At 42.1% G+C, this 18,745-nt stretch carries 10 protein-coding genes; 5 read left to right on the top strand and 5 right to left on the bottom strand.

What is annotated here, in order from left to right; all coding sequences use genetic code 11:
- Positions 1 to 4: 4 nt before the first annotated feature.
- Positions 5 to 688 (bottom strand): metallophosphoesterase family protein, encoded by a 684-nt coding sequence (locus ACE1CC_RS08575; RefSeq protein ID WP_413270052.1) that lies wholly within the window; start codon positions 686 to 688, stop codon positions 5 to 7.
- On the bottom strand, positions 688 to 3,240 hold the full coding sequence (locus ACE1CC_RS08570; protein WP_413270051.1) for a DNA gyrase/topoisomerase IV subunit A: 2,553 nt from the start codon (positions 3,238 to 3,240) through the stop codon (positions 688 to 690). The genes ACE1CC_RS08575 and ACE1CC_RS08570 overlap by 1 nt, the downstream gene beginning before the upstream one ends.
- A gap of 125 nt (positions 3,241 to 3,365) precedes the next feature.
- Between ACE1CC_RS08570 and ACE1CC_RS08565 the strand changes: the two genes are divergently transcribed.
- The gene (locus tag ACE1CC_RS08565; protein ID WP_413270050.1) at positions 3,366 to 3,779 is read left to right on the top strand and encodes a response regulator; all 414 of its coding nucleotides are present in this window, start codon (positions 3,366 to 3,368) and stop codon (positions 3,777 to 3,779) included.
- 390 nt (positions 3,780 to 4,169) lie between these two features.
- Here the strand turns inward: ACE1CC_RS08565 and ACE1CC_RS08560 are convergent, their stop codons facing one another.
- On the bottom strand, positions 4,170 to 5,060 hold the full coding sequence (locus ACE1CC_RS08560; protein ID WP_413270049.1) for a tetratricopeptide repeat protein: 891 nt from the start codon (positions 5,058 to 5,060) through the stop codon (positions 4,170 to 4,172).
- 351 nt (positions 5,061 to 5,411) lie between these two features.
- On the opposite strand from ACE1CC_RS08560, the gene ACE1CC_RS08555 reads away from it, so the two are divergent.
- The 4 genes from ACE1CC_RS08555 to ACE1CC_RS08540 all read left to right on the top strand — a co-directional run bounded on the left by ACE1CC_RS08555 (position 5,412) and on the right by ACE1CC_RS08540 (position 10,113).
- Positions 5,412 to 7,004, top strand: a complete 1,593-nt coding sequence (locus ACE1CC_RS08555) for an efflux RND transporter periplasmic adaptor subunit (protein WP_413270048.1) — start codon at positions 5,412 to 5,414, stop codon at positions 7,002 to 7,004.
- Between the two features lie 118 nt (positions 7,005 to 7,122).
- The gene (locus tag ACE1CC_RS08550; RefSeq protein WP_413270047.1) at positions 7,123 to 8,337 is read left to right on the top strand and encodes an ABC transporter permease; all 1,215 of its coding nucleotides are present in this window, start codon (positions 7,123 to 7,125) and stop codon (positions 8,335 to 8,337) included.
- Between the two features lie 165 nt (positions 8,338 to 8,502).
- Positions 8,503 to 9,219, top strand: a complete 717-nt coding sequence (locus tag ACE1CC_RS08545; protein WP_413270046.1) for an ABC transporter ATP-binding protein — start codon at positions 8,503 to 8,505, stop codon at positions 9,217 to 9,219.
- 63 nt (positions 9,220 to 9,282) lie between these two features.
- A complete protein-coding gene (locus ACE1CC_RS08540) occupies positions 9,283 to 10,113 on the top strand; it encodes an E3 ubiquitin ligase family protein (RefSeq protein WP_413270045.1) in 831 nt (276 codons plus the stop codon).
- A 46-nt stretch (positions 10,114 to 10,159) separates the two neighbouring features.
- On the opposite strand, the gene ACE1CC_RS08535 is transcribed toward ACE1CC_RS08540, so the two are convergent.
- Together ACE1CC_RS08535 and ACE1CC_RS08530 are read right to left on the bottom strand one after the other, a co-directional pair.
- A complete protein-coding gene (locus tag ACE1CC_RS08535; protein ID WP_413270044.1) occupies positions 10,160 to 11,254 on the bottom strand; it encodes a hybrid sensor histidine kinase/response regulator in 1,095 nt (364 codons plus the stop codon).
- Between the two features lie 22 nt (positions 11,255 to 11,276).
- Complete coding sequence (locus ACE1CC_RS08530; RefSeq protein WP_413270043.1) at positions 11,277 to 17,654, bottom strand: PAS domain S-box protein; 6,378 nt, start codon at positions 17,652 to 17,654, stop codon at positions 11,277 to 11,279.
- Positions 17,655 to 18,745: the final 1,091 nt, after the last annotated feature.

Here is an 18,745-nt window from a genome sequence, read left to right as displayed (position 1 = left end):
CAATTTATTTTGCATTCAGGCATTGATCTATTGAAAATTTGCGGGTTTCACCAATTTGATTTGCTTGCCAAACTGTACCATTTTCCACATCTAAACAAGTTAACCAACCTGTTTCATAAGCTAAAGTATCAATGCAAATAGCATAACCGATATTCAAGGGTAAACCGCTTTCTAAACTTTGGTGTCCGTAAACAATTGTTTTACCCGAAAAGTGTGGCAAAGGACGATCGTTCAATCCCCAAAATAGGATAATTTCAGGTTGTTCAGCTAATGGCAAATTCGGATCGGCATCAGCGTGGACGAATAAATGGTTATCTGTTTCGTACCAATTTACACATTTATTTGCTAAAAAATTCCAATGACTATCAGGAACATTAAGCAAATTAAGTTGTTCAGAAGTTGAGTAAGAAGATAGAGTCGCCTTTCCACCCATTTGCAACCACCCTGATATTTTCCCATCATGACGACAATTCAGCATCATTTGCTCATGATTTCCGCGTAAAGCTATTAGTTGTCCAGTTTCATAAAGAGTAATTAATCGCTCGATCGCTCCTTTTGAATCTAAGCCATGATCTACATAATCACCCAAAGTAATGATTTGATCTTCTGGCTGTATTTGTACTACAGAAAGAAGATGATCGAGAGCGATCGCACAACCATGAATATCACCAATAGCCAGAATACGCATTATCCCTCAACTATTACTAAACCTAAAACTTTTTCCTCTTCTTTGAGTTTGTTAATGCGATCGCCAGTTCCATCCTTACCCCAAAAAGGAATCCGTTCCACAGCCAAATTTACCATCCTTGGCGTATCAGTTAACAGCAATGCTTTAGTTTCGGGAATTACTTCAATCATGCCAATCAAAGTATCTGATTTGCTGGTATATTGTAAAGCTTGCGTACCAATATCACCTAAATTAGCTAAACGAATCGCACTAATTGGTAATCGTTTGGCATAACCTAAATGAGTTACTATCAACAAGTTATCATCTTGATTGATACTAACTGCACCAATTAACTGTTCATTGCGAGTTAATCTTAATGCTTGTAAACCCCCAGCAGATCGACTCATTAGAGGTAATTGTTCTTCGTTGAGTAAGAAGCGCAAAATGCGTCCGCCTGTGGTAGCTAAAGCAATTTCTTCGCGTTCATTTGTCGGCAAAGCATACAATAATTGGTCATCATCCTTCAGTTTTAAAACTGTTAAACCCCGACGAGTTAAATTAGCGAATTCAGAACTTACTAACCGCTTAATTCGTCCTTGTTGACTCACCACAACCACACTACTGGAATCTGACGCTGAAGGTGCAATAAAATATCCCACCAAAGTTTCGGGAACTTCCTTAGCTTGCGGTAACAAACTAACTAATGGTGTACCTTTTGCTTGTCCAGAAGTGGGCGGAATTTCTCCAACTTTGACAGGGAAAGCTTTACCGCTACCAGTTACAACTATTAAATCTGCTTCTGTAGTTGTAGAGAAAGTTTTTACAACTACATCATCGGCTGATTTCAAATTAGATTTACTGCCATTTTTACCCAATCTTCTGATATAACCTTTGTAAGTTATTTCCAAATTTGCTTCTTCAGGAGTGGTTGAAGTTAGGGGAGTGAATAAGGAAAGTTGTCCTTCCGCCTCTTCCGTTTTTGGTTGATCTCGGCGGCGTTCTCTAGTAGTTCTATTTTCCTTTTCTGGGGTTTTCTTGGTTTCGGTTTTAGTGACTTTGGGATTGTAAATGCGAGTGCGTCGCGGATCGGAATATTTCTTTTTCAAAGAACGCAAATCTTTTTTCAAAGCTTTGAGTAATTCATGTCGATCGCTCAACAACCTCTGTAAATGTTGAATTCGTTCTGTAAGTTCCGCTAACTCCTGTTGTAATTGTTGACGTTCTAAACCAGTTAACCGACGCAAAGGCATAGCTAAAATAGCATCAGATTGGCGATCGCTAAAATTAAACCGACTTTGAAAAGTAACTTTTGCCGTCGATCCATCAGGCGCATTTCGCAGAATCTCAATAATTGCATCTAAATTTTCTAAAGCTGAAATTAAACCTTCAACTAAATGCAAACGTCTTTCCGTTTGTTCTAATTCATAGCTATATTGTCGAGTCAGAGTTTGTTCCCGGAAACTGAGAAACTCCTGTAAAATTTCCCGCAAAGTTAGCTGTCTAGGTTGTCCTTCCACCAAAGCTAACAAAATCGCCCCAAAATTAGTCGCCAGCGCTGTTTGTCTGTATAAATTTTCTAGAACTTCTTGCGGACTAGCATCGCGTTTTAGTTCGATTACTACGCGCATTCCTTCGCGATCGCTCTCATCCCGAATATCCGCAATCCCCTCAATTTTACCCTGATTAACCAACTCAGCAATCTTTTCAATCCAAGCCGCCTTATTGACTTGGAAAGGTAACTCAGTCACTACGATCGCACTTCGCGTCGTTCCCCTTTGGCGCTGACGACCTTTGCCAATTTGAATTTCCTCAATCTTGGCAATTCCCCGCACCGTAATTGTCCCTTTTCCTGTAGTGTAAGCCTCGCGAGTTCCCTCACTCCCGACAATTTCGCCCCCAGTGGGAAAATCAGGCCCCGGAATCAACTCCAACAACTTATCATCAGAGAGATTAGCATCATCAATTAAAGCAATTAACCCATCTACCAACTCGCCCAAATTGTGAGGAGGAACATTAGTCGCCATCCCCACCGCAATCCCAGCACAGCCATTAAGTAATAGAATAGGTAATTGAGCAGGTAAAACTACAGGTTCTTGCTGGGAATTGTCAAAATTAGGGATAAAATCAACTGTAGCTTCGCCAATCTCACTCAACATCGCCTCATGACTAATCGGTGCAAGGCGTGTTTCAGTGTAACGCATCGCCGCTGGGGGGTCATTATCTACTGAACCAAAATTCCCATGACCTGCCAATAAAGGGTAACGGCAGGAAAAATCCTGCACCATTCGCACCAAAGCATCATAAACTGCTTGGTCGCCGTGAGGGTGATATTTACCTAAAACGTCTCCAACTACACGGGCACATTTCCGGTAAGGTCGATCGGGCGTTAATCCCAACTCGTGCATCGCATACAAAATCCGGCGATGTACAGGTTTTAACCCATCTCGAACATCCGGGAGCGCTCGACCGACAATCACACTCATGGCATATTCAAGATAAGACCTTTGCATCTCTGTATGCAGAGCCGTAGTGATAATCTGTCCTGAAGAGAGTATGTTTAACTGTTTTGCCATGAGTCAATGTTCCTTAATGATTACGGAAAATAAATAGATGGGTGCGAAATTAACAATTTTCACAGTAGTATCAAACGGCATAGCCAATACTGTCTTATTCTGAATTTAGGCAAAAGGAAACCAAAATGAAAACTGTTCTAATAGTTGAAGACGATCCAATTAACCTCCGCGTTTTCTCGAAGATTCTTACCAAGCGGGGTGGTTTAGAAGTTAAGGGGACTGAAAATGTAGACGAAGTAATGCAAATTGCCCAGAATGGTCAGGCTGACTTAATTTTGATGGATGTTTCTCTACAGAACAGCAGTTACCAAGGTAAATCTGTGGATGGGATTAAAATTACCCAAATGTTAAAGGCCGATCCTCAAACTGCCAAATTGCCTGTGATCTTGGTAACGGCTCACGCGATGGAGGGAGATCGGGAAAACTTCCTCAAACAAAGCGGTGCCGATGGCTATATTTCTAAACCTGTGGTCGATCATCAAGAATTCGTAGATCAGATTATGGCTCTACTACCTAAAGACTCTCAAAACATAACTTAATAAATACCTCAGATACTCTTACACTAGCCTACCTGAACCATTCCTTCTCTAGGGGAGCTCTCGCAGCAGCAGGCAGGGTAGAGGATTTGAGCTATTTTTTCCTGTTTCCAATTTATCCAGTTTAAATGTCGAACAACTTATTACTATTTTGTCTGTCTGATTCATAAGATGGTAATTCTAATTTAGGTTTTCTAGTACTTATGTACTACTTTTAGGTCAATTCAGCAATAACTTTACTCAAACCGAGCGAAAAAATTATAGTGTAAAGTTAAGCTTTTTTGCAGGCTCCAGGGGTTCCAGGGGCTCCAGAGGTTCCAGGGGAAAGGTAAAATTTAATTCTCCCCATCCCCCCATCACCCCATCACCCCATCCCCCCATCTCCCAGAGTCCCTAGCGAGGTGCTTTTTGAGGTTCAGAGGATTGAGGCCCAGAACCTTGAGCGATCGTAGCTTGCATTCTGGGAGTAGCGAGAAACTTTTGGGTATCGCTAATTAAGCGAGTGCCCCAAAGATTTTGCTTTAAAAATTCCAGATCGGCATAACGATCGTCACTCTTAATCGCAGCTTCTCCTAAAGCTAAAGCTTTTTCCCGATCGCCTTTCGTGTAGAGGGCGACGGCGATCGCTAACTTAGGTTCTACACCATCCTTTTCAATAGCCAGGGCTTTTTGCCATTGCCCAATAGCGGCATCGACATTACCCTGTTCATATTTAACCAGCCCGATGTTATTAATTGCAGGCCAGAATTTAGCATCAGCTTTGACAGATCTTTGGTAGCTGTCCAAAGCTTGGGGAAATTGCTTTAACTTGTAATAAGCATTTCCCAAATCAAATAAAGCTTCAGCAGAATTTGGTTTAAGTTTTAAGCCATCTTTTAGGGCAGCAACCGCAGCATCATACTTTTCCTGCTGGAAGTATGCAGAACCTAAAGCAAAGAAAATAGCCGCTTCGTCAGGCTTTAAAGACTGAGCTTGTTTGAGCGCCACAATTCCTTTGTCCAACTGATTGTTCTGGATATACAATCCACCCAGCAGAAACCAAGCTTGGTAATTTTTGGGGGAAAGCTGTGTTGCTAATTGGGCACGGGTTAATGCTAATTCATATTGTTGGAATTGCGCCAACTGAGTAGCTTCTTGTGCTAAGCTCAACCCTTGCTGCTCCAACACAGAGGTGTCCAGTTGCAGCGCATGGGGAACAAGCGCCTGTCCAAAAGCTGGTACAGCCGCGCTCCAAATCCCGAAGATGAATAAAAGATGAAACCAAGGTTTGCGTTTGGTTGGCACAGTACAGCCTCGAAGTCAGAAGATGTCGTCAGTTTAGTTTAACGATACTTTACTTCATTATTACGGACAAGTTCTCACGCCCAGATCCCGCGCTCAGATCCCCGACGAAAGCAGAAGTTGTCGGGGATCTAGCCCACAAAATACCCGATCGACCGATCCCGCCCAATTGCTAAAATCGCTACTATTAAGAATAATGAAGTAAACTGACCTATTAGTGTGTCTTTTTGCGTCAAAACTACCGATATACTTTGCTCAGATCAGAATCAAATCTATATGAATCCCCTTGAGCATATTTTTATTTTCTGAGTAATTCCCATATTCCTAGTCGTTCTGATTACATAATTACAAATCATGCAAATCCCGTTTATTGGTAAAAAAACTGACCAGCGAATCCCTTGGGTTGCGGCATTAATCGCAGCCGGACTATTGAGCGTTTCAGCTGGAACTTACGTGGTAGTCAATCGGGTAACGCCTAAGACTGATACAGCGCAAGTAACCGTCCCAGTTGAAGCTAAAACAATTACCCTGCGAATTACTGCCAGCGGTACAGTAGTTCCAATCCAAACAGTTAACCTCAGCCCCAAAACTGCCGGAAGAATCGCTGAGTTACTCGTTGAACAAGGCGACAAAGTAAAAGCAGGCGATATCATTGCCAGAATGGATAATGCGGACATTCAGGCGCAACTAGCCCAAGCAAAAGCAGCCTTAGCAAAAGCTCAAGCTCAGTTAGCAGAAATTCGCGCCGGAAATCGCCCGGAAGAGATTTCTCAAGCTAGAGCCAGATTATCACAAACCCAAGCCCAGTTAGCAGAAGCCAGAGCCGGAAGTCGCCCAGAAGAAATCGCCCAAGCGAGATTTCGCTTAGATCAAGCTAAAGCCCAATTAACAGCAACACAAACTGGAAATCCCCAACAAATTGCCCAAACTCAAGCCCAAGTTCAAGCCGCCCAAGCTAGGTTAGATTTAGCAAATCAACGTTTAAAAGCTAATCAAAGTTTGGCAACTCAAGGGGCAATTTCTGCGGATAGATTGCAGGAAGTTATTTCCGAATATCGCAGCGCAACGGCGAATTTAGAAGAAGCAAGACGGCGATTAGTACAAATACAAAATGGCACTTCTCCAGCCGAAATAGCGCAACGTCAAGCAGCGGTTGAAGAAGCCCAAGAAGCTTTGGCAATGTTGCAAAGAGGTACTCGATCGGAAGTAATTGCTCAAAGACAAGCAGCGGTAAGAGAATCACAAAAGGCTTTAGATTTATTAATTGCAGGTTCTCGCCCGGAAGATATTGCTCAAGCAGAAGCAGGAGTGAAAGAAGCCCAAGCCAGAGTGCAACAAATTCAAGTACAATTAAATGATACGATTATCCGCGCTCCTTTTGATGGAATTGTCACCCAAAGATACGCGACTATCGGGGCTTTTGTTACGCCAACAACTTCGGCTTCTACTAGTGCTTCGGCAACTTCAACTTCGGTAGTTGCGATCGCACGCGGTTTAGAAATTCTCGCTAAAATTCCTGAAGTAGATATCGGGAATATTAAACAAGGACAACCTGTAGAAGTTGTCGCTGATGCTTATCCCGATCAAGTATTTAAGGGCAAAGTGCGCTTAATTGCTCCTGAAGCAATTGTCGATCAAAATGTTACTTCTTTCCAAGTCAGAGTGGAATTAGTTACAGGTTTAGAAGAGTTAAAATCGGGAATGAATGTGGATTTAACTTTCCTGGGAAAACAAGTTAGCGGTGCTTTAATGGTGCCGACTGTGGCGATCGTTACCGAAAACGGAAAAACTGGTGTCTTACTACCAGGTGAAAATCACAAATCTGTCTTTCGTCCGGTAACTATCGGTTCCACAATTCAAGACCAAACTCAAGTTTTAGAAGGTTTGAAAGAAGGCGAACAAATATATATTGATTTGCCCAAAGACCGGAAAAAAATTAAACCATAACCGTAGGGACACGGCATCATTAAGATTTTGGCAGAGACGATCGTTTATTGTCCGCCTTGTACCTACATAATTCGGGAAAAAGATTTTTATGAACCACGTTGTTTAATTAACTTGTGAAATGGATATTGTAGAAAGCGTGAAAATGGCAACTACTACATTAGTTGCAAACAAATTACGTAGCACGTTAACGATGCTGGGCATTATCATTGGTAATGCTTCAGTAATTGCTATGGTGGGAATTGGACAAGGTGCTCAAAGGTTAGCATCAGAGCAGTTTGAATCCCTTGGCCCAAATGTTTTGTTTATCATTCCGGGTAATCAAAACGCCCAAAGGAATCGGGATGTTCCCAAAACTTTGGTGTTAGAAGATGCCAAAGCGATCGCAAATCAAGTACCCTCAATTACAGAGGTAGCCCCGCAAATTCAAAGCCGTCTACCTGTAGTTTATAGTAATAAGAATACCAACACCCAAATTATTGGCGCTACTCCAGAATTTTTACCAGTCCGCAGTTTTGATTTAGCTAGAGGTAGATTTTTTAGCGATCAAGATTTGAAAAGTAACAACCAAGTAGCAGTTCTCGGATATGATGTAGTTGGTAAACTATTTGGTAATCAAAACCCGATCGGGGAAAAAATTAGGATTAGAAATCTTAGTTTTTTGGTAATTGGGGTAATGGAACAAAAGGGTTCTTTCTTAGGAAGTAACCAAGATGATACAGTTTTTATTCCTCTGACTACAATGGCAAATCGCCTGAGAGGAAGAACTTCTCCTTACGGAACAGAAGTAGATTTTATTGCAGTTTCGGCGCGAGATGCTAACAGCATTGGTGCAGCGCAATTTCAAATTAGTAATTTGTTAAGATTGCGTCATAAAATTACTGTAGAAGATGATTTTACCGTCAGAACTCAAAGAGATGTGCTGCAAATTGTCGGAACAATTACAGGCGCTTTAACTTTAATGTTAGCGGCGATCGCCGGAATTTCTCTGTTCGTCGGCGGAATTGGCGTAATGAATATTATGCTAGTTTCTGTAACTGAAAGAACTCAGGAAATTGGGTTGAGAAAAGCGATCGGTGCAACTCAGCAAGACATCCTAATTCAATTCATGATTGAAGCAATAATTCTCTCTGCTGCTGGTGGTATCGTCGGAACTATAATTGGTGTAGGTGGAGTCACATTAGTTGGTGCTTTAACACCTTTAAAAGCAGGAATTTCACCAGTGGCGATCGTCCTAGCTGTCGGAATTTCTGGCGGTATCGGTTTATTCTTCGGTGTCGTCCCCGCACAACGCGCCGCTAAACTAGATCCAATTGTCGCTTTGAGAAGCGCTTAGATTGGGTACTGGGGACTGGAGACTGGGTACTGGGTACACACAGAAAAGGAGACAAGGAGAAATTAATGAACTTAAAACTTTCTTGTAACTCAAAACTCACAACTCACAACTCAAACCTTTCCCAATCCCCAATCCCCAATCCCCAATCCCCAATCCCCAAAAATTATGCTTAAACCAGTAGTTATTCGATTAGAAGACATTAGCAAAATTTACGGTAGTGGCGATACAGAAGTCCAAGCACTACGAAAAGTTAACTTAGTAGTTGAAGAAGGCGAATATTGCTCAATTATGGGTGCTTCGGGATCGGGGAAATCGACAGCAATGAATATTATCGGTTGTCTCGATCGCCCTTCCTCCGGTAGCTATTATTTAGATCGAGTAGATGTTTCCCAATTACCAGATGCAGAATTAGCGAAAATTCGCAATCAAAAATTAGGGTTTGTCTTTCAACAATTCCACCTTTTACCCCAATTAACGGCGATGGAAAATGTCATGTTACCGATGGTTTATGCAGGTGTTCCAAGTGCGGAAAGAAAAGAACGTGCGGTAACAGCACTGACGAAAGTGGGATTAGCTAAAAGATTGAATAATCGACCTAATCAGCTTTCTGGGGGACAGCAGCAGCGGGTGGCGATCGCACGCGCCATAGTCAACCGCCCAGTATTATTATTAGCAGATGAACCCACAGGCGCATTAGATTCTAAAACTACCCAAGAAGTAATGGATATTTTTACAGAATTAAATGAAAGTGGGATTACAGTTGTCATGGTAACTCACGAACCAGAAGTAGCAAAACAAACCAAGCGCATCGTTTGGTTCCGCGACGGTCAAGTATTGCATTCTCACCTCACTCCCGAAGAAATTGCTACAGTAGCAGTGTGAGAACAAATATTCATACACTTGTAAGGTCACTTGCAGGCTATGGCTAAAATGGAGCATTAGATCATGTTTATTTTTGGTGCGATCCTTTTGGTCTTTAGTTTGTTATCTCTGATTACAGCGATCGCCTTCATTTTCGGACGAAGAGAAACCTTAGAGAACATTAGATCTATTAAGAGCACTGAAACATCTACAGTGGGCGAACTACAACACCTCAGAGATGCGATCGCCAAAGAACTCGGTAAGGGTGGATCTTTTCGCGAACAAGTTGAGGTGAAAGGGATGATTCGCTCTAATAATCCCACGATCGCACAACTCTCCCAGCGTCCTTGTGTATATGCTCAGATGACAGTTTTAGAAACCTACGAAGAAACTTACTATGAAACCGACAACGAGGGTAACGAACAGCGTAAAACTCGCCAAGGTTCGACAATTTTAGCCAACAGTAGTCTGCAAATAAACTTTTTCTTAGAAGATGAAACAGGTCGAATTGAAGTTAATCCTAATAGAGCCAATGTTGACTTAATCAAGGTAGTAGATAGCTACGAACAATATCAAGGGAATCCTACTCTATATAGTGGTCAATTTAGCTGTAATGTTAACCCTCAAACTTTTGACAACAAACGCATTTTAGGTTATCAATATAATGAATATATTTTGCCTGTAGATACGAAAGTTTATATATTGGGAGAAGTCAGCGATAGTCAGGGGAGTTTAGTAATTCAGCATCCCCTCAACCCAGAAGGTCAATTTATAATTACTCACAAATCCGAAGAACAGTTGCTTCAAGAAAAGGAATCCGTTGCAAAACAACAGAAAGGATGTAGTATTTTTGCTTTCGGTTTTAGTGTATTTTGCTTAATTTTGGGGATTTTAATCGTTTTTGCTAGTTACTAAACTTCCTTGTAGCTAAAGTTCATGAACGGGTAGAGGCAAAACGGTTTCATCGTAATTCCGCAACAGGTGTAATGAGATCGATCGTGAAAATTGCACCTTTGGGGTAATTATCTTCAACACTTATTTGACCACCATGAGCTTCAACAGCCATTTTACAAAAGGCAAGCCCCAAACCAATCTGAGAAACACCTTTCATGAGAGTTCCAATCTCGTATCTCTCAAAAATACTTTCTCTTAATTTAGCGTCTACACCTGAGCCGGAATCAATCACCTGAATTCTGGCAATTTCGGGTGCGGGATAATCAGCTTTTAATATAATGCTGCTACCTGAAGGTGAAAATTTCATCGCATTGGATAACAAATTTTCCAGAATTCGACGAAATAAGGTAACATCGACGTTTACATAATGACCCGGTTCAGGTAAGTGAAGCACTAACTCCAGTTTTTTTTGGGCTGCAATAGCACTTAGATCGTTGACTACTGAGTTACACAGAGCGCAAAGATCGATTTCTACTGGACTTAGCAGCATTTTTCCTGACTCTAATTTTGCCATTAGCAGCAGACTATCAATTAAAGACTGCAACTGTTGGCTAGCTGTAATAATTTGATTAAGTTTCTGCTCTTTGCGTTCCGGTGAAAAGTTGGGCATGAGCATCATCTCTGTGGCTAGCACGATACTGCTCAGAGGATTGCGTAAATCATGAATCACCATTCTCGAAAGGTCTTCGCGCAGACGAAGAGTGTCTTGTAAAGAATCGTATTGTTGCTTGATTCGCAACATCGATCGCACTCTAGCCCGCAATTCTAAACCATTCACAGGTTTGCTAATAAAATCATCTGCCCCTGCGGTCAAACACTGAGACAAATCTTCTTTATTAGTCAGTGCCGTTACCATGATTACAGGAATATGCTGCCAGCGAGTATTTGCCTTAAACTTTTGGCAGAACTCAATGCCACTCATATTTGGCATCATTACATCTAGCAAAATTAGATCCGGCTGAAACGATGGGAGCAGTTCTAGTGCCTGTTCACCATTAGAGGCATAGTTCAATTGATAACCCCTGTTGTCTAGCAAGGTATCAATTACATCAAAATTATCGGGTTCATCATCAATGACGAGAATCGAAGGATACTCTTCCATTTTTAATTCATAGCCTCACTTACTAAGTTTCAACTAACAAAGTTTGGATTTTCTCTACCAGTGGTTTGAGCTTCACAGGTTTAGGGAAATATTCATTTGCTCCGGCTGCAATACATTTTTCTTGATCGCTGGGCATCGCCAGTGCTGTTAAGGCCACGATCGGAATGTATCTGAACTGTTGCAGGGCCCGAATTTGCCGAATCGCTTCTAACCCATCTACCTTTGGCATTTGGATATCCATGAGAATCAAATCGGGATTTTCAGTTTTGGCAAGAGTAATAGCCTCTTCTCCATTTTTTGCTAGCACTAGACGATAACCTTTAGCCTTCAGGTAGCTGGAAATAGTGACAACGCTAGCTTCGTTGTCTTCTGCTAACAAAATTTTGGGAGAAGATTTTGCTTGAGTTACAGATGTTTGGGGTGCCAACGCACTACCTACACTCTCGGAGGCAATCAGCGCATCCCTTGTCTGATGATGCTGTGCTGGCTTTTCTTGACTCTGTTGCGGATCTCGTAATTGTTCCAAAACCCTGTGTAGTTGAGTCCGCGTAATTGGTTTAACCAGGTGTTCTACGGCACCTAATGACAACCCCCGCGATCGCTCATCCAGAACCGAAACCACCACAACCGGAATATTCTGGGTTCGAGGACGTATTTTCAGTTGGTTGAGGATTGTCCAACCGGAAAGATTGGGTAACTGAATATCCAGAATAATTAAAGCTGGGTTAATTCGCAGAACTTCTTCGATCGCTCCTTCGCCATGAGAATAAACAAAAACTTCCATGCCAACTTCATTGAGATATCGAGTTATTTGCGCTGCTGAAGCCGAAGAATCGTCAATAATCAATACTCTTAGGTTTTCAGAGGACAGGCTACAGACATTGATTGGTGGGAGCGTTGGTGTTGAAATTCCCCTTGGTGTAGTCAGGTATGGTAATCGAACCGTAAAACAACTACCCCGCCCTACCTCACTAGTTACGGTTACAACACCCCCATGTAATTCTGCCAGTCGGCGAACTAACGATAACCCTAACCCCGTCCCTGCATATTGGCGATTCAGACTGCTGTCGATCTGGACAAAGGATTGAAACAACTTGCTCATATCTGCTGGAGCAATGCCAATCCCCGTATCGATCACCGATAAAATTAGAAAAGATTGTTCTGGTTGTTGCTCTGTTTGTACAACTAGTTTGACACTGCCACGTTCAGGGGTGAATTTAACAGCATTGTTGAGCAGATTAATTAGAAGTTGGCGGATGCGGCGCTCATCAACGGCAATATCAGATAACCCTTGAGGCACTTCTGAGGTGAGTTGAATATTCTTTTTAATTGCTTGTTGCCGAACAAATGTCAAACTCGACTGGCAGAGGTAACTAATACTAACGGGAGCTATTTGTAACTCCAGTTTGCCAGATTCAATTTTTGATAAATCTAGAATATCGTTGATCAATTCCAGCAAATGTTTACCACTGCGTTCAATGGTTTGGATAGCTTGTTGCTGACGATCGCTAATATCCCCAAACACTTGCTCTTGCAAACCTTCAGTCATTCCCAAAATCGCATTTAACGGAGTCCGTAATTCATGGCTCATATTTGCTAGGAACTCATCCTTCAGACGGGTTGCTCTAGCCAATTCTGCATTAGTTAACAATAGTTGGTCGTTTGCTTGGCGAATTTTTGCTTCCGCTTGCTTTTGCTCGGTAATATCTCGGCAAACACAAATTAATTCCCCACGTTCGGTAATTGTTAAAGACAGCCCCTCATTGAAAGTTTTACCATCTTTGCGAATGGCGATCGCTTCTCCTTGCCAAAAATGTTGCTGCATCAGCACCGGAAACACTTCTTGTTGAATCCGACTAAGTTCTTCGGGAGAATATAAGGTTGTCCAACTCTTACCAATCAGATCGTTGGCATCGGTATAGCCAAACATTTCGGTATGTGATTTGTTGAGATAGGTATAGGTGTCACCCTTTAATATGGCAATGCCATCAATGGCTGCTTCGATCGCACTCACAGTACGTTTCAAAGCTTCTTCGGTGAGTTTGCGATCGGTAATATCCTTCAGGAAACAGTAATGACCATTAAATTGACCATTCCGATCCAATGCCGTCACCATTGTCACCTGTTTATAAAACAGCGAACCATCTTTACGGATGCCTCTGGCTTCTGCATCTACTTTCCCCCGTTCCAGCATGGTTTTGTAAGCAGCTACCATTAAAGGGATGTCTTCGGGATGCACTGTTTTTTGCCAATCGACACCCACAAGTTCTTCTGGTTCATAGCCACAAGGTTGAGAGTATGCCGGATTCACAGAAACATATCGTCCCTGTTTGTCTAACCGGGAAATCCCTTCCATTGCATTCTGAAGGGAAATAGTTAGTTCTTCTAATTCAAGCTCCATTTGCTTGCGATCGGTAATATCAGTAACAGACCCGATCACCTCAACTGGATTTCCCTGGGAATTGTAAATTAGACGCATCTCATCCCGTATCCAGCGATAAATACCATTTTTGTGTAAAACACGGTATTCCAGAACTTTGTGTCCCTGTTCAAATACAGTTGAGAATTCCGAGACAGTCTTAGATTTCTCTTCAGGATGAATCAGTTTGAGCCAAGGATTAGATTCTCCTAAAAGCTCACTTGGTTCATAGCCTAGTAAAGTTGTCACATTCTGACTGACTGAGGTGGCGCTGTAGTTACCTGATGTTCTACAGGTATAGATGACTGCTGGACTAGAAGACAAGATAAACTGCAACCGATTATTGAGAGATTCTGCTTGGAATTCAGCTTGTTTACGGGAACTAATATCCGTGCTAATCGCTAAGTATTGAATCGGTTTGCCTTGGTGATCTAAGAAGGGAACAATGGTTGTATCAACCCAGTAGTAAGTGCCATCTTTGGCTCGATTTTGGATTTCTCGCCGCCAAGGTTCCCCTTGGCTGATTCTTTTCCACATCTGTGTAAAAAATTGTTTGGGGTGAAAGTCAGAGTTCACTAACCGATGGGAAGTGCCAATCAATTCTTCACGAGAATACTTTGAGATCTCACAAAATCGCTGATTAGCGTAGGTGATTACACCTGTCGCGTCAGTGATCGCGACAATTGCCGCTTCATCGAGCGCATATTTAAAGTCAGATAATTCTTGGAGAGTTTGGTGCAATTTCTCTTCAGCTTGTTTTTGCCGACAAATGTCTTTTGCTATGCCAAGAAATCCGGTAATTTGTCCTTGTGGATCGCGTAATGCACTCACAGACAACAAAACAGGAACACGAGAGCCATCCTTCCTAATGTAAGTCCACTGTTCTTCAGTGCTAATTCCCTGACGCGCTTTGGCAACAAATACCTCAAATCCAGGTTCAATCAGTCTGCCCTTTTCTTCTGACAGAACAGTTGCCCGTTTGTGTACTTCGGCGCGATCGTGAATGAACTCAGGAGTTAATTTTCCCACAACCTCCTGGGCTGTATAGCCCAGCATCCGTTGAGCCGCCACATTAAAAGTATGAATAATCCCTGTTGAATCGGTAGAAATGATCGAATAATCTGTGCTGTTCAGGATAGCTTGCTGTAAAGTAGTGAGATCGATCAGTTCTGCTTGTGCCTGTTTGCGTTGACTGACATCCTCAATCAAGTGAATCATTCCTGATGGTCGTCCAAAGGCATTAAGAATCAAAGCACTGGTGACATTAACCCAGATCGTTTGACCTTGAGCAGAAACAAGTTCTGTTTCAAATGTGGTGATAGCAAGAGTTTTTTCCAGCAATTGTTTCAGCTGTTGTATAACTTGTTGTTGCCCATCGGGAGAAAGAAGATCCATTATTGACTTTTGCAATAAAGCCGCTTTGGAATAGCCCGTAATCTGCATAAGGCTAGAATTAGCACGGTTTACTTGCCCTTCCAGATCCGAGATGGCAATCCCCACAGGACTTTGTTCAAAAATGTGGCGAAATTGTTCCTCGCTTTGCCGTAGCTCGATCGTGCGTCGTGCAATTCGATCTTCTAGTTCCTCATTGAGTTGCTTCAAAGCATCGATCGCCCTTTGCCTTTCCAGTTCGGAACTAACTCGCACCGCAAAAACTCGCAGCATATCAACCAAAAGACGCTCATTGGTGAAAGGTCGATCGTCCATCACGCACAAAGAACCAATAGTCACGCCCTCTGTATCTTTGAGGACAACCCCAATATAGGATTCTGCTTTTAATACTTTTAGCGCTGAGTTATCAGGAAATTGCTCTTGCAGCCCGAAAAGGCAGCTATACTTACCAAACTGCATGGTGAGGGCACAGGGAGTACCGTCACAAGGGTAGGTTGTGTTGGGTTGAAGTTGACCATCTGCCCAAAACCCGTAACTCTCCATCCGATCGCCCTGTTGTTTGGAGATCATCACATTGCGAACCTGTAAAGTTGTGGCAATATACTGCGTTAACTCGGCAAAGAAGTTTTCCCCAGCGATCGCCGCTACCCCTTCAACTAAACTTTGAAATGCTGCTTCTGCTTGTTTGCGATCAGTAATGTCTCGAATAATGACTAAAACTTCTTCTTCATTGAGCGGCGTAATCCGAATCTCTTCTTCAAATGATTTACCGTTGATCTCAATCTGCTGTTCATAAACCTGTAATTGACCGCTAGTCAATGCCAGATTAGTATAGTGTAATCGTTGAGTTGCTAAGTGTTCGGGAAGAAAATCCCAAACAGATGCTCTGCGAGTATTTCTTTGCGGTTGTATTACCTTCGCTGCTTCACCACTGAGAAAATCTTGATACTCTCCCCGGCTGTTGATTCGGATCAACGAATCAGGAATTCCTTGAATAATAGCTCGGTTGGTTGCTTCACTTTTTTTGAGGGCTGTTTCTACTTGTCGTCGTTCTGTGATTTCTTGTTGGGCTTTTTCGTAAGCGTGAGATTGTTGGATCGCGATCGCCACCTGCACCGCAATTCTATCCAAAAATTCTAAATCATTGGATTCCCAAATCCGATCGCTCTTACATTCATGCCCAATTAACAACCCCCAAAGTTGCTGTTCTACTAAAATAGGTACAACCAGATTTGCTTTTACCTGATAGCTTTCTAACAATTGAATATGACACTCTACATAACCTACTTGATAAATGTTAGAAACTGATTGCTTTTTCCCTTCAGCATAGACTTGGTGAGCTTTGTCTGGAAAACAACAATCTGCGATCGTATTACCCAGTGCAGATCTCCACCCAGGTAGCACGGCTTCAGCAGTGACAGTGCCACTCCAATCCTGATTAAATTGGTAGACTAAGACGCGATCGCACTGCAAAAACTGCTGAACTTCCGTGACTACAGTATCAAGTATTTTTGGTAATTCTAGAGAAGCGCGAATCCGAGTGGCGATAACACTCAAAAGCTTTTCTCGTTCAGTCTTTTTCCGCAGTTCTGCTGTTCGTTGCTGCACTTGCAAGTCCAGTTCTAGATTGCGCTTTGCCAGCAATTCCACCTTTTCGGCTTGTAAATGACAAACCTTTTTCTCCAACACCTCCACTAAGTTATACATTTCTAGTGGGTTCAGTGTTTGCAACAAAGTACTTTGGGTGACAATACCTAGTAACTCATCAGCGTCGCCCGTTACTACCACCCGACTCAATCTTTTTTCTTGCATTAAACTTTTCACTGTCCACAGCGAATCAGATGGGTGAACAGCAAACAAGGGAGTACTCATCACTCTTTGCGCCTGAATCTGGTTAAAGTCCAAATTCAATGCTTGAAATTGCACAATATCCCCTTCAGTGATAATTCCCACAGGAACAAGCACTAATTCAGTTGTTGCTTCCTGAGTTTCAACAATCACCACTGAACTGACTCGATGCTTTGTCATCAGCCGCGCAATCTCCAAAACTGAGGTTTCTGGTGCAGCAGCGATCACCTCAGATATCATCGTTTCTGAGACTAAGCGCAACCTTAATAAATCTACCGGACGTAGCAGTTGCCGCAGGGTTTCATGGGTGAGTAATCCGATCACCTGTCCTTGATCGTCAAACAGCGGGAGATGCCGGATCTGATGCCGTTGTAAAAGATGTAGCGCTGCAAAGATATTGGTAAACTCAATCTTGGGTAAGGTAATCACAGAACGAGTCATTACTTCCGCAACCGTTCGGTTAGTAAAAGGTTGCCCGTCTGCACTCAGACGCACTATATCCCGCTCCGTCAAAATACCCACCAATCGATTTTCTTCCATAACCAGTAAACAACTGGCACGGGCATTTGTTTGCAAAAGATTTTTCTCTACCCCAGAATCGTCAAGCAAGCAGCAGGTTGCTCGTGCTGCGCTCATCAGGACGATCGCTTCCGCAAGCAAAACATCAGATTTAACAATCAATGGATTAAAAATGATTGCTTGTTCTAGCATACTTTCTGTGATGGGATTTGTAGGCATCATAGTTTAGTGCCAATCATTGACTTTTACTATAAATTTATCTAGGAACAATTAAAACTTTCTGTAATGAAAGTTGTCACTTAAACGTGGGTAATAAAAATGGCGCAAAAACCCCCAAATTTATTCTCCTCTTGTAATCCCGTATTATCTATCCATAACATCCAAAAAAATTTTTATTTTCAGCTAATTTATACTATTTTATCTTAGCTCAAAGCTTTTGATAGTAATTCCGAAAATTTACTGAAAAGGCACTTGTAACTGTCTGTAAACTCCGGGATACCAAAACTCTAAATATTGTAAAATTACAGGTGATGTTTCTTTTGTTGTAACAGTTTGTTAACGGCAGAAGTCAGCAATCAGAATTAAGCATAGATAAGGATTCTGAAATCTGAATCCCAAAAAACTCTTCTTTTTTCCTCTGGTCAGGTTAGTAATTTAATTTTACAAAACTGGGAATTATGCGATCGCGATCGCTATAACTCAGATCTTGCACCCGGGCTAAAAACCCGGAGGTGAGCAAATAGCTAAACCTGAGAGCCTAGATTTTTCGTTCATAAACCCGGTTTTTCAGGTCTTGTTGAGAATGGTGCAAGATGTGAGATCACCTTTAATATTAAGCAATTTACCAATTTACTAGCATTGTCTGCTGCAATTAATTCTTCAAGAGGATTACAGAGACTAAGGGTTTATCTTCTGGGGAAATGCACTGACAAAGATGCTTGGAGAAGTGGTTATTTCTACTGATGTTAGCAAGGGCTTGGACTATTTGATTATTCGGATACCAAATATCTGGGGACTATTTTAGGTTTACATTTCCCCAATCACACAGTATAACCTAACTTGTCAACCTGTAAAACGAGATTTTTAGTATCGTACCCAGGCGAGCCAAAGTTTACTTATGCCTTGTATGGTGTACAGGTTGACATAACAGGTTTAATAAAAGTAGAATAATATTTAACAAAAATGTCGGCCGAAGTCCCTTGCCTAAAATCTCCGATTTAGTTGGGGATGAATGACGACGTGCGACCTGAACTGGTCGTCTAGTACGAGGAACCCTGTCCTCTAGGAGATTCACACCTCCTACCCCCACGTAA

Origin of the sequence: Floridaenema aerugineum BLCC-F46 (assembly GCF_041929345.1) — a bacterium.
Classification (GTDB): domain Bacteria; phylum Cyanobacteriota; class Cyanobacteriia; order Cyanobacteriales; family Aerosakkonemataceae; genus Floridanema; species Floridanema aerugineum.
The sequence above is the reverse complement of the archived record's forward strand: the minus strand, read 5'-3'. Positions and strand labels throughout refer to the sequence as shown.